Origin of the sequence: Pseudocitrobacter corydidari (assembly GCF_021172065.1) — a bacterium.
In the GTDB taxonomy this organism is placed as follows: Bacteria; Pseudomonadota; Gammaproteobacteria; order Enterobacterales; family Enterobacteriaceae; genus Pseudocitrobacter; species Pseudocitrobacter corydidari.
In genome coordinates this window covers 3,492,939-3,505,500 of record NZ_CP087880.1, presented here as the reverse complement: position 1 = coordinate 3,505,500, position 12,562 = coordinate 3,492,939, and the positions used below count along the sequence as shown (strand labels likewise).

Below are 12,562 nucleotides of genomic sequence, written 5' to 3'. Positions count from 1 at the left end.
CGCCGGAAGGTTTCACCTTTCGGCGACTTGTTGCACACTGAGGTGATGACGTTTGGCACACCGTGGCTCGTGAGACTAAGAGGTATAATATGACCAGTTCGGATCTTTTGGTGTACTGCATGGCGAAGAGTGGCGCAGAGCAAAGCGTACACAGCGACTGGAAAGCGACGCAGATTAAGGTCGCGGATGTGCTTTTCGCGATGGTTAAAGAGGTGGAAGAACGCCCGGCGGTGTCGTTGAAAACCAGCCCGGAGCTGGCAGAACTGCTGCGCCAGCAGCACAGCGATGTGCGTCCCAGCCGTCATCTTAATAAAGCGCACTGGAGCACGGTTTACCTCGACGGCACGTTGCCGGATTCGCAAATTTACTATCTGGTGGATGCCTCGTATCAGCAGGCAATCACGCTGCTGCCGGAACAAACCCGGCAGCAGCTAGTGAAGTGACTACTTCAGCATCGGTTTAAGGAAGCGCGCCGTATGTGAGGCTTCGCATTCGGCGACGGTTTCTGGCGTGCCGGAGACGAGAATCTCCCCGCCGCCGCTGCCGCCTTCCGGGCCAAGGTCAACAATCCAGTCGGCGGTTTTGATCACATCAAGGTTGTGCTCAATCACCACAATGGTGTTGCCCTGGTCGCGCAGCTGGTGCAGCACTTCCAGCAGTTGCTGAATATCCGCGAAGTGCAGGCCGGTGGTCGGCTCATCGAGAATGTACAGCGTCTGCCCGGTACCGCGTTTAGAGAGCTCACGCGCCAGCTTCACACGCTGGGCTTCACCACCCGATAGCGTCGTCGCCGCCTGGCCGAGACGAATGTAGGTCAGGCCCACGTCCATCAGGGTTTGCAGCTTGCGCGCCAGCGCCGGAACGGCATCGAAGAACTCACGTGCTTCTTCAATGGTCATATCCAGCACTTCGTGGATGGTTTTGCCTTTGTACTTAATCTCCAGCGTTTCGCGGTTATAGCGTTTGCCTTTGCACTGGTCGCACGGCACGTAGATATCCGGCAGGAAGTGCATCTCGACTTTGATCACGCCATCGCCCTGACACGCCTCGCAGCGCCCGCCACGGACGTTAAAGCTGAAGCGCCCCGGCGTATAGCCGCGCGCGCGTGATTCCGGCACGCCCGCGAACAGCTCACGCACAGGCGTAAAGACGCCGGTGTAGGTTGCCGGGTTAGAGCGCGGCGTACGGCCAATCGGGCTTTGGTCGATATCGATAACTTTGTCGAAGTGCTCAAGCCCCTGAACATCGCGATACGGCGCTGGTTCGGCGATAGTTGCGCCGTTAAGCTGGCGCTGTGCAATCGGGAACAGGGTGTCGTTAATCAGCGTAGATTTTCCGGAACCGGATACCCCGGTGATACAGGTAAACAGGCCTACGGGCAGCGTTAAGGTGACATCTTTCAGGTTGTTGCCGCGCGCGCCGCTCAGTTTCAGCACTTTTGCCGGGTCTGCGGGTACGCGATTTTTCGGCACTTCGATTTTACGTTTGCCGCTCATGAACTGGCCGGTTAACGACTCTGGCACCGCCATGATGTCATCCAGCGTCCCTTCCGCGACGACCTGACCACCGTGTACACCCGCGCCCGGCCCGATGTCGATAACGTGGTCAGCGGCGCGAATGGCGTCTTCATCGTGCTCGACCACGATCACCGTGTTACCGAGGTTACGCAGGTGAATCAATGTGCCGAGCAGACGTTCGTTGTCGCGCTGGTGCAGGCCGATGGAGGGTTCATCCAGCACGTACATCACGCCGACTAACCCTGCGCCAATCTGGCTTGCCAGACGGATACGCTGAGCTTCACCGCCGGAAAGGGTTTCTGCCGAACGGGAGAGCGTCAGGTAGTTCAGGCCAACGTTGACCAGGAACTTCAGGCGATCGCCAATCTCTTTCAGCACTTTTTCGGCGATTTTCGCGCGCTGGCCGGAAAGTTTCAGATTATTGAAGAAGTCCATCGCATGGCCGATGCTCATGTCTGAGATGGTCGGCAGCGGGGTATTTTCAACATACACGTGACGCGCTTCGCGACGCAGACGTGTACCTTCACAGCTGGCGCATGGACGGTTGCTGATGAATTTCGCCAGCTCTTCGCGCACCGCGCTGGATTCCGTCTCTTTATAACGGCGTTCCATGTTGTGCAGCACGCCTTCAAACGGATGACGACGCACGGAGGTATCGCCGCGATCGTTCATGTATTTGAATTCGATGGATTCTTTACCGGAACCGTACAGCACTACTTTCTGCACTGATGCGTTCAGGCTGCCCCACGGCGCTTCAACGTCGAAATCATAATGCTCTGCCAGCGAGCGCAGCATCTGGAAATAGTAGAAGTTACGGCGATCCCAACCGCGAATCGCGCCACCTGCCAGCGACAGCTCCGGGTTTTGGATGATGCGGTCCGGGTCGAAATATTGCTGCACGCCCAGGCCGTCACAGGTTGGGCACGCGCCCGCCGGGTTGTTGAACGAGAACAGACGCGGTTCCAGTTCGCTCATGCTGTAGCCGCAAATTGGGCAGGCGAAGTTGGCGGAGAAGAGCAGTTCGTCCGCTTTCGGATCGTCCATATCAGAGACGATTGCGGTGCCGCCGGAAAGCTCCAGCGCGGTTTCAAACGACTCGGCCAGACGCTGCGCCAGGTCTTCGCGCACCTTGAAGCGGTCGATAACCACTTCAATGGTGTGTTTCTTTTGCAGCTCCAGCGTCGGCGGATCGGAGAGGTCACACACTTCGCCATCAATACGCGCGCGGATATAGCCCTGGCTTGCCAGGTTTTCCAGCGTTTTGGTGTGCTCGCCTTTACGCTCTTTAATGATTGGCGCCAGCAGCATCAGGCGTTTGCCTTCCGGCTGCGTCAGCACGTTGTCGACCATCTGGCTCACGGTTTGCGCCGCCAGCGGCACGTCGTGATCCGGACAGCGCGGCTCGCCGACGCGTGCGTACAGCAGACGCAGGTAGTCGTGAATTTCGGTAATGGTCCCGACCGTGGAACGCGGGTTATGGGAGGTCGACTTCTGCTCAATAGAGATGGCAGGCGACAGCCCTTCGATATGATCGACATCCGGCTTCTCCATCAGCGACAGGAACTGGCGCGCATACGCAGAAAGCGATTCGACGTAGCGACGCTGCCCCTCGGCGTAAAGGGTGTCGAAAGCCAGTGAAGATTTGCCAGACCCCGACAGCCCGGTAACGACAATCAGTTTGTCGCGCGGGATGATGAGGTTGATATTTTTGAGATTGTGGGTGCGGGCGCCCCGAACTTCGATCTTATCCATTTACCTTTCCCGGTAGAGACTCGGCTTGCCAGATTTGCTTGAAGGACAAACGGCGGAAACGGCTAATTATGACACAACTCACCCTGAATGAATATACAGTAGTGGAATGTGCATTCCATTGTTGAGTGTAAGATATTCAACGTAAACGAGTTTAGTGGAATCACCGTCGCATGCTATCAAAACGCCTCTTTGAAATGCTACAATCGCGCGTTTACACTATTAAGAAACACATTCAGGAGAGACAATCATGGCCAGCAGAGGCGTAAACAAGGTGATTCTCGTCGGTAATCTGGGCCAGGACCCGGAAGTACGCTACATGCCGAATGGTGGCGCAGTTGCCAACATTACGCTGGCTACTTCCGAATCCTGGCGTGATAAAGCGACCGGTGAAATGAAAGAGCAGACTGAATGGCACCGTGTTGTGCTGTTCGGCAAACTCGCGGAAGTTGCGGGTGAATACCTGCGTAAAGGCTCTCAGGTTTATATTGAAGGCCAGCTGCGTACCCGTAAATGGACCGATCAGTCCGGCGTTGAAAAATACACCACCGAAGTGGTTGTGAACGTTGGCGGCACCATGCAGATGCTGGGTGGCCGTCAGGGCGGTGGCGCACCGGCAGGTGGTCAGGGTCAGCAGCAGGGCGGTTGGGGCCAGCCTCAGCAGCCGCAGGGCGGCAACCAGTTCAGCGGCGGCGCGCAGTCTCGTCCGCAGCAGCAACAGTCCGCACCGGCACCGTCTAACGAACCGCCGATGGACTTCGACGACGATATCCCGTTCTGATTTTCAGACATAAAAAAACCTGCGAAAGCAGGTTTTTTTATGGATAAGATTTTTATCAGGTCAACACCATCGGCCATTCTGGCGGTGTCTGGCTCATCACTTCCACCATCACCTCTTTGATGTTATTGCAGATAGTCGCAATATCCACCATCGTAATTCCCAGCAACCCCGTTGCGAACCAGCAGGCCGACGCCACACCCAGCGCGCTACAAATCACCGCGAGGCCCGCGTAATCAGCTTTGCGTAAGCGAATTTTCAGAGTACTGGCAAGGAACATCAGAATGGCGCTGAAAAGCGGCCAGCGTAACAGTACGACACCTGTAGAGATGGAAACCATGAGACCTTATCCTCAGAGATAAACGGTATGCCCTGACAGCGCGGCGTTCTCACGAAGGTGTAGTCCACTCTGGCTATCGACAGGCAATCACAAATGATATGAAACGCTGTTTTTGTTTCACTCTATACTGTGAACTATATCACAATTGCTGTTTTATTCACCAGAGGTAAACGCAGCAAAATGCGCCATTTATCGCTGACAATAGTTACATAAGGAAAGGGCTCTGTTTTACCTGCACGCCGGATAAGCGCAAGCGTCATCCGGCGCGATGCTTATGCTGACAGGCGATGGCGATAGTCGCTCGGCGTGCGGTCGAATTCGCGGCGGAATACGCGCGAGAAGGTCTGCTGGGAAACATAACCCAGGTCCATCGCAATATCGAAAATCGGGCGCTGGGTATTTCGCAGCTCTTGTGCGGCCAATAACAGACGGCGCTGGCGAATGTAGTCGCCCAGCGTTTGATGCATCTCGGTGCGGAACATCCGTTGCAGATACCATTTTGAGTATCCGGATTTTTTCGCCACGACATCAATGTTAAGTGGTTGATCGATATGTTCATCTATCCATTCGATAAGCGTTTGAATAATTTCCCGATGGGACATAAGGCTCTCCCCGTTGTCTATTTTTGCTTCAACTTTTGTCTTGCTGGCGAGTATAATTCCTCAAGTTAACTTGAGGTAAAGCAGAAAATGGAAAAAAAACCAACGCGCATTAAAACGCTGCTCACGCCGGGTGAAGTCGCCCGACGTACCGGGGTTGCCGTCTCCGCTTTGCACTTCTATGAGAGCAAAGGGCTCATCCGCAGCCAGCGTAACGCGGGCAATCAGCGGCGATACAAACGTGACGTGCTGCGCTATGTAGCAATCATTAAAATCGCGCAGCGGCTGGGCATCCCGCTCGCCACGATCGGCGAGTCGCTGGGCGTGGTGCCGGAAGGGCATACGCTGGGGCAAAAAGACTGGAAACGCCTGACCACCCAGTGGCGTCAGGAGCTGGATAAACGCATTCACTCGATGGAAGCGCTGCGCGATCAGCTTGATGGCTGCATTGGCTGCGGCTGTATGTCGCTGCGGGACTGCCCGCTGCGTAACCCTGGCGACAAACTGGGGGAAGAAGGAACGGGCGCGCGCCTGCTGGAAGACGAATAAAAAACGAAAGCGCCACAACTGGGCGCTTTCGTATGTTCCGGTCTTTGTCTTTCGCTCTATCCCACTGGTTCATGGGAGGGTTTCCCCCGACATCAGCATCCCTCGGTCGAGCTACGGGTTGGAGGTTCCGGTTTGTGCTGACACTTTAAGTCTACCTCTACTCCCCCTGTTCGCCAGTCGGATTAACGCTTTTTTCGCCGCAATTTTTACGGGGATTGCCGTCTGTTCCTATAGTTAATTTGAACAAACCTGCGGAGAAAACCATGTTAACCGTCCACCATCTGAATCAATCCCGCTCGCAGCGCGTACTCTGGGCGCTGGAAGAATTAAATCTGCCTTACCAGATTGTCCGCTATCAGCGCGGGGCCAATATGCTGGCACCTGAATCTTTGAAAAAAATTCATCCGCTGGGTAAATCGCCGATTGTCGAGAATGATGGCCACGTTATCGCTGAATCCGGGGCGATCCTCGAATATCTTCAGGAAATCGGCGATCCCGAAAGCCGCTTTAAACCGCAGGACATTGACGGCAAATTGCAGTATCGCTTCTGGCTGCACTATGCCGAAGGCTCGTTGATGTCGCTCATGATGATCAAGCTGGTTTTGCAGATGCTGGGCAAATCCCCGGTGCCGTTGGGGTTGCGCACGGTGGGGAAAGTGCTGGGAACGGGCGTCCAGAAAGCCTGGCTGAATAAGCAGATTGCCACACATGCCGGGTTTATCGAGTCGCATCTTGCGAAAACACCGTGGTTTGCGGGGGAAACGCTGAGCATGGCGGATATTCAGATGAGTTTTCCACTGTTTGCGCTGCTTTCTCGCGGCGGGATACCGTCTCTGCCCAATATTGCCGCATGGAAGGCGCGTGTGGAAGCGCGTCCGGCCTGGCAACAGGCGATTGAAAAGGGCGGTCCTTTTTCGCTGCCAGGCGAGTAGCGCCAAATTTGCAACGAAAATGTTGTTGGATTGCGCATGAACGATAACGTTTGCGCATAGGTTGGTGATTTCTTCATCGTCATAAGCGAAATTTAGCGAAATGACGTAAACATCAGTTGAAAATGGTGCCATAAAAACCAGATAATCGTTTGCCTTCAAATTCTGACGCCTTCTGCTGGCATTTTTGACGTTTTATGCTTAGTCAATTTGCCGGTGTCGTCCAGAAAATACCCATTCTGCATGTGCAGCGTGGAAGGTAACGCTCAACCGTTTTGTATGCGCGGAGTTAAACGTTTGCTTTTTTGCGGCTCCCCTTTGCCGCGAGCTTTAAGCACAAGGAGATGACGTTTAGCTGGCAGTGGATTGTCCACCACGCATACAGCGAATGATAAAAATTTTCAGGGGATGTTTTCTATGTCTACGCCTTCAGCGCGTACCGGCGGTTCACTCGACGCCTGGTTTAAAATTTCTGCTCGTGGTAGCTCCGTTCGTCAGGAGATTGTCGCCGGTCTTACCACCTTCCTGGCGATGGTCTATTCCGTCATCGTTGTGCCGGGGATGCTCGGCAAAGCGGGCTTCCCGCCTGCTGCGGTCTTCGTGGCCACCTGCCTGGTGGCGGGCGTCGGCTCCATCGTGATGGGCCTGTGGGCGAATCTGCCGCTGGCTATTGGCTGTGCTATCTCGCTGACCGCGTTCACCGCGTTCAGTCTGGTGCTGGGCCAGCACATCAGTATTCCGGTCGCGCTCGGCGCGGTCTTTCTGATGGGGGTTCTGTTCACCATTATTTCTGCGACCGGCATCCGTAGCTGGATCTTGCGCAATTTGCCGCAGGGCATCGCTCACGGCACCGGTATCGGTATCGGCCTGTTCCTGCTGCTGATTGCGGCGAACGGCGTCGGCCTGGTGATCAAGAACCCGCTGGATGGCTTGCCGGTTGCGCTGGGGCATTTTGCCAGCTTCCCGGTGATTATGTCGCTGATCGGTCTGGCGATGATCATCGGCCTCGAAAAACTGAAAGTGCCGGGCGGCATTCTGCTGACCATCATCGGTGTGTCGATTGTCGGCCTGATTTTTGACCCGAATGTGCACTTCTCTGGTTTCTTCGCTATGCCTTCTCTGAGCGATGACAACGGTAACTCTCTGATTGGCAGCCTGGATATTATGGGCGCGCTGAATCCGATCGTGCTGCCAAGCGTGTTGGCGCTGGTGATGACGGCGGTGTTCGATGCCACCGGCACCATTCGTGCCGTAGCCGGTCAGGCTAACCTGCTGGATAAAGACGGGCAGATCATCAACGGCGGCAAAGCGCTGACCACTGACTCCCTGAGCAGCGTGTTCTCCGCGTTTGTTGGCGCAGCGCCAGCGGCAGTGTATATCGAATCTGCGGCCGGTACGGCGGCGGGCGGCAAAACGGGCTTAACGGCGATCACCGTCGGCGTACTGTTCCTGTTGATCCTGTTCCTCTCTCCGCTCTCTTATCTGGTTCCGGCCTATGCCACCGCTCCGGCGCTGATGTACGTTGGCCTGCTGATGCTGAGCAACGTGGCGCGCATCGATTTCAACGACTTTGTTGATGCGATGTCTGGCCTGATTACCGCCGTTTTCATCGTACTGACCTGTAACATCGTGACCGGCATTATGATTGGTTTCGCGACGCTGGTGGTTGGCCGCGTGGTATCGGGTGAATGGCGTAAGCTGAACATTGGCACCATCGTGATTGCGGTGGCGCTGGTGGCGTTTTATGCGGGCGGCTGGGCAATTTAAATCGTGTTAATGCGGGCTTTATTGGCCTGATAAGCGCAGCGCCTTCAGGCTATTTACAGCGTGCTCCCTACAGTTCCTCTAAAGCGGCCTCACGGCCGCTTTTTTATCCCTGAATTACAGCAGTTCCCTTGCCGCCGCGATGATATCATCACGCGTCAACCCATACTCCTGCTCCAGAAATTCCTGTGTGCCTACCTGACCATAGCGTTCTTTCACGCCCACGCGACGCATCGGCACCGGGCAGGTTTCCACCAGGACTTCCGCCACTGCTGAACCCAGCCCGTTATGAATGCTGTGGTTTTCGCAGGTGACAATTCTCCCGGTTTTCTCGGCATAGTTCTTCACCAGCATGCGGTCAATTGGCTTGAGCGTAAACATATCGATAACGGCGGCGCTCACCCCTTCAGCAGAAAGCTTTTCTGCCGCTTCCAGCGCTTTCGCCACCATAATGCCGTTGGCAATTAACGTGATGTCATTACCGTCGCGCAGAACATTGCCTTTACCGATGGTGAATGTTGAACCCGCCTGATAAACCGTTGGCGCCTGTTTGCGGATGGTACGTACCCAATAGAAACCCTCCAGCGTGGCGAGCTGGCGCAGAATATCTTTAAACATCACCGCGTCGGTGACTTCCAGAACCACGGAGTGCGCCAGCCCGCGCACGATGCCCATATCCTCAAACGACATATGCGTGCCGCCGTTGTGGCAAGCGGTGACGCCCGCGTCAGAGGCGATGACTTTGACGTTATTGCGCTGATAATCCAGCGACATAAACAACTGGTCGAAACAGCGACGGCTGGCGAACGCGGTAAACGTGTGGACGAACGGCTTTCGCCCGGTGAGCGCCAGGCCTGCCGCAGTGCCAATCACGTTGGCTTCCATGATCCCGCAGTTAATAACGTGGCGGGGGAATTCACGCTGTACGCTATCCATCGCCATCGAGCTCATCAGGTCAGCTTCCAGCGCGATAATCTCGCTACCTGAGTTGACCTGTTCAGCGATAAACCCGGCGTAGACCTTACGCATTTCAACGGTGTCTTTCTCTCCCGCAGGTGCAACCTTAATCATACGCGGCCTCCAGTTGGCGAATAGATTCATTCAGCGCCTCTCGCATCTCATCATTCAGGCGCAGATGGTGGGTGTTGCTCAAACTTTCCAGATAAGGCACGCCTTGTCCTTTCACGCTATCAAGAATCACGATGCGGGGACGCTCATCACCGCTCCGTACCGGGCGGGTGACGGCCTGAATCGCTGCAATATCGTCGCCTTTCACCGTTTGTACATCGAAGCCGAAAGCATGGAATTTTTCTGCAAGATCGAAAGGCGCGATGATGTCGTTAAGTTCGCCGTCCAGTTGCTGCTTGTTCCAGTCGATATACACCAGCAGGTTGTTCAGCTTGTGATGGGCAATAAACTGGAATGCTTCCCAGCACTGTCCCTCGTTCAGCTCGCCGTCGCCGACGATGCAGAAAACGCGGTTCGGGCGGCTGGCGAGTTTATGCGACAGCGCCATCCCAGCCGCGATGGATATCCCCTGGCCGAGCGAGCCGGTGGTGGCATCCACGCCGCGCGTTTTGAGCCGGTCCGGGTGGCTTGGCAGGCGTGTGCCATTCTGGTTAAGCGTCGCCAGTTCTTCCATGGGGAAATAGCCCTTGATTGCCAGCGTGCTATACAGCGCCGGGCCAGCATGCCCTTTCGACAGGACAAAATAGTCGCGCTGCGGCCAGTCCGGGTCGGCCGGGTCGATACGCATCACATCGCCATACAGCACCGCCAGCGTCTCAACCACCGACATGCTGCCGCCATAGTGGCCAAAACCGAGCTGGGTTAAGGATTTCAGCGTGGCAACGCGAATATCGCGCGCCAGTCTTTTCAGTTCATCACACATTATGATTTTGCTCCTGTGTCCTGCTGCTGCGCGTTAGGTTTACTTTTCACGATGTTGTAGACCACCAGTAGCGCGAACAGCGCCACCACCAGGCCGGTAATTGCCATCGGCGAGAGGTAGCGCGCCAGGTTACCCATGATGATGCCAACGACGCCGAAATCCGCGTCGGAGAAGGTGGTATTCGCGAAGCCAATCGCGCCAAGCACTGGCAACAGCAATACCGGGAGGAAGGTGATCAGCAGGCCATTGGCAAACGCGCCGATCATCGCGCCGCGACGCCCGCCTGTGGCGTTACCAAATACGCCAGCGGTTGCGCCGGTGAAGAAGTGCGGCACGACGCCGGGGAGAATCAGTACCAGCTTGAACTGACCGAGCAGGAACAAACCGACCAGCCCGCCGAGGAAGCTGAACAGGAAACCAATTAAAACCGCGTTAGGCGCATACGGGTACACCACCGGGCAATCCAGCGCCGGTCGGGCGTTAGGCACCAGTTTTTCCGAGAAGCCGGTAAAGGCCGGGACGATTTCCGCGAGGATTAACCGCACACCCTGTAGGATGATGAACACGCCCGCCGCAAAGGTGATGGCCTGAATGATGGAATAGACCAGATAGTTTTGCCCGCCGCTGAGCTGGGTTTCGACATATTCACGTCCGGCACTGACGGCCAGAATCATGTAAATAATGATCATGGTGAGCGAGATAGAGATGGAGCTGTCGCGCAGGAAGCTCAGATTTTTCGGCAGGTTCATCTCTTCGGTAGAGCGTGAACCTTTCCCGCACACGCTGCCAATCCAGCCAGAAAGCACATAACCCAGCGTGCCGAAGTGACCAAACGCGATATCGTCAGTGCCGGTAATACGCTTCATGTAACGCTGCGCCAGCGCCGGGAAGAAGGCCATCACCAGCCCGAGAATCAGCGAACCGGTAAAGACCAGACCAATGCCGTCAAAGCCTGCCACCGTCAAAATCACACCGATCATGCACGCCATATAAAACGTATGGTGCCCGGTCAGGAAGATGTACTTCAGGCGCGTGAAGCGGGCGACGATGATATTGGCCACCATGCCGAAGGCCATGATGAGCGCCGTCGATGCGCCATATTTTTCCAGCGCGATAGAGACGATCGCTTCGTTGTTAGGAATGATGCCCTGAATGTTGAACGCGTGCTCGAACATCCCGCCGAGTGGATTCAGTGAACCCACCAGCACGGATGCGCCGCCGCCCAGCACAATGAAACCGAGAATGGTTTTGATGGTGCCTTTCACCACATCAGAAAAGGATTTTTTCTGTGCCACGAGGCCAATTAAGGCAATTAACCCGACCAGAACGGAAGGGACTTTAAGAATATCGACAACAAAATTTAGCGTTTCAAGGATAAACATATCCGCCTCGCTTTAATCAGGATTATTGTGCCGAGAAATAAGCGCTGAGCTTAGTTTCTAATTCATTTATATCGATAATATTGTTTATGACGACGAGCTGACTTTCCGGCACGCTGGCGCTACTGGCAATATCTTTTGCCATCACAAAAAGATCGGCAGCGCCGGGTGTTGCCGAAGATAAATCTGAGTGCTCGACTTCCGCCTCAATATTTAATTTCTTCAGCACCTTTTTGATATTCATTTCCACCATAAAACTACTGCCCAAACCGGAGCCACAAATTGCCATTATTTTCATGGTTGTTACCTTTTTTTGAGTAGAGTACGAGCGCACGATGTCACTGGAGATCGTGAGCGTTTAAACCGGAGAAAAATAAAATCAGAAACGGGAAATAATGGTTTTAATCTCCTCTAATGTTTTTGCCTCATGAAGCAATGCGAGATCGTCTTCGCTGGAAAAAAGCTCGGCAAGCGCAGAAATCATTTCAATATGGCTATGCTTATCGGGGGCCGCGAGCATGATAATCACATCGACGGGATCAAATTCATCCGCGCCAAATGCCACCCCGTGTTGTAATTTCAGTAATGACAATCCCATCCCATGAGCGCCTTCTTCCGGGCGGGCGTGCGGCATTGCCAGGCCAGGCGCCAGGACGTAATAGGGGCCTAATTTTTGATGCTGCTGGATTATCGCCGTGATGTAACCGGGTTCGATTACGCCCGACTCAAGCAGCGGCTGAGCGCAAATCTCCAGCGCCTGAGGCCAGCTATCGACCTCATTTTTTAGTGCAATGGTGGTGTCATTCAGCCATTGGTTCAGCACATGGATTCTCCTGCAACGGGGTGTGTGGAATGAGCAAACTTTATTCAACGGCGAAGTTGGTAACCGTGATGATTATCACAAAGATAGCGCTATCAAAATGTATCATTGGAAATTGTGATAGCGCTATCAAATCGGGGCGCATCAATTCACAGCAAAATTGTGGATTTCCGGCGTATACTGCCCAACATGTGAAGAAAAAATGATCGCTAACTCTCTAATAACATAGCGTTTACTCAGGAATTCA

Annotated in this window: 13 protein-coding genes; 5 read left to right on the top strand and 8 right to left on the bottom strand. The window is 54.6% G+C overall.

Going from position 1 to position 12,562, the window contains the following annotated elements:
* The first annotated feature begins 89 nt into the window (after positions 1–89).
* Positions 90–443 (top strand): MmcQ/YjbR family DNA-binding protein, encoded by a 354-nt coding sequence (locus tag G163CM_RS16290; protein ID WP_015966317.1) that lies wholly within the window; start codon positions 90–92, stop codon positions 441–443.
* Here G163CM_RS16290 and uvrA read toward each other — a convergent pair whose 3' ends face one another.
* The gene (gene uvrA / locus G163CM_RS16285) at positions 444–3,269 is read right to left on the bottom strand and encodes an excinuclease ABC subunit UvrA (RefSeq protein ID WP_015966316.1); all 2,826 of its coding nucleotides are present in this window, start codon (positions 3,267–3,269) and stop codon (positions 444–446) included. It abuts the gene before it with no gap.
* A gap of 247 nt (positions 3,270–3,516) precedes the next feature.
* Between uvrA and ssb1 the strand changes: the two genes are divergently transcribed.
* Complete coding sequence (ssb1, locus tag G163CM_RS16280; protein ID WP_015966315.1) at positions 3,517–4,047, top strand: single-stranded DNA-binding protein SSB1; 531 nt, start codon at positions 3,517–3,519, stop codon at positions 4,045–4,047.
* 55 nt (positions 4,048–4,102) lie between these two features.
* On the opposite strand, the gene G163CM_RS16275 is transcribed toward ssb1, so the two are convergent.
* On the bottom strand, positions 4,103–4,384 hold the full coding sequence (locus tag G163CM_RS16275) for a YjcB family protein (RefSeq protein ID WP_015966314.1): 282 nt from the start codon (positions 4,382–4,384) through the stop codon (positions 4,103–4,105).
* A 272-nt stretch (positions 4,385–4,656) separates the two neighbouring features.
* Positions 4,657–4,986 carry a superoxide response transcriptional regulator SoxS gene (soxS, locus tag G163CM_RS16270; protein ID WP_015966313.1) on the bottom strand — a complete coding sequence of 110 codons (330 nt, stop codon included), beginning with the start codon at positions 4,984–4,986 and terminating at the stop codon, positions 4,657–4,659.
* Positions 4,987–5,073: 87 nt separating this feature from the next.
* On the opposite strand from soxS, the gene soxR reads away from it, so the two are divergent.
* The 3 genes from soxR to G163CM_RS16255 all read left to right on the top strand — a co-directional run bounded on the left by soxR (position 5,074) and on the right by G163CM_RS16255 (position 8,228).
* The gene (soxR, locus tag G163CM_RS16265; RefSeq protein WP_015966312.1) at positions 5,074–5,532 is read left to right on the top strand and encodes a redox-sensitive transcriptional activator SoxR; all 459 of its coding nucleotides are present in this window, start codon (positions 5,074–5,076) and stop codon (positions 5,530–5,532) included.
* Between the two features lie 263 nt (positions 5,533–5,795).
* On the top strand, positions 5,796–6,464 hold the full coding sequence (locus G163CM_RS16260) for a glutathione S-transferase family protein (RefSeq protein WP_015966311.1): 669 nt from the start codon (positions 5,796–5,798) through the stop codon (positions 6,462–6,464).
* A 414-nt stretch (positions 6,465–6,878) separates the two neighbouring features.
* Positions 6,879–8,228, top strand: coding sequence for an NCS2 family permease (locus G163CM_RS16255; RefSeq protein WP_015966310.1), 1,350 nt, complete (start codon positions 6,879–6,881; stop codon positions 8,226–8,228).
* 114 nt (positions 8,229–8,342) lie between these two features.
* Here G163CM_RS16255 and G163CM_RS16250 read toward each other — a convergent pair whose 3' ends face one another.
* The 5 genes from G163CM_RS16250 to G163CM_RS16230 form a co-directional block, all read right to left on the bottom strand.
* Complete coding sequence (locus G163CM_RS16250) at positions 8,343–9,296, bottom strand: transketolase family protein (RefSeq protein WP_231825642.1); 954 nt, start codon at positions 9,294–9,296, stop codon at positions 8,343–8,345.
* A complete protein-coding gene (locus G163CM_RS16245) occupies positions 9,289–10,116 on the bottom strand; it encodes a transketolase (RefSeq protein ID WP_015966308.1) in 828 nt (275 codons plus the stop codon). Before G163CM_RS16245 ends, G163CM_RS16250 begins: the two co-directional genes overlap by 8 nt.
* Positions 10,116–11,498 (bottom strand): PTS ascorbate transporter subunit IIC, encoded by a 1,383-nt coding sequence (locus G163CM_RS16240; protein WP_015966307.1) that lies wholly within the window; start codon positions 11,496–11,498, stop codon positions 10,116–10,118. The genes G163CM_RS16245 and G163CM_RS16240 overlap by 1 nt, the downstream gene beginning before the upstream one ends.
* Before the next feature lie 22 nt (positions 11,499–11,520).
* Complete coding sequence (locus G163CM_RS16235; protein WP_015966306.1) at positions 11,521–11,793, bottom strand: PTS sugar transporter subunit IIB; 273 nt, start codon at positions 11,791–11,793, stop codon at positions 11,521–11,523.
* An 81-nt stretch (positions 11,794–11,874) separates the two neighbouring features.
* Positions 11,875–12,318 (bottom strand): PTS sugar transporter subunit IIA, encoded by a 444-nt coding sequence (locus G163CM_RS16230; RefSeq protein WP_231825641.1) that lies wholly within the window; start codon positions 12,316–12,318, stop codon positions 11,875–11,877.
* Positions 12,319–12,562 lie beyond the last annotated feature (244 nt).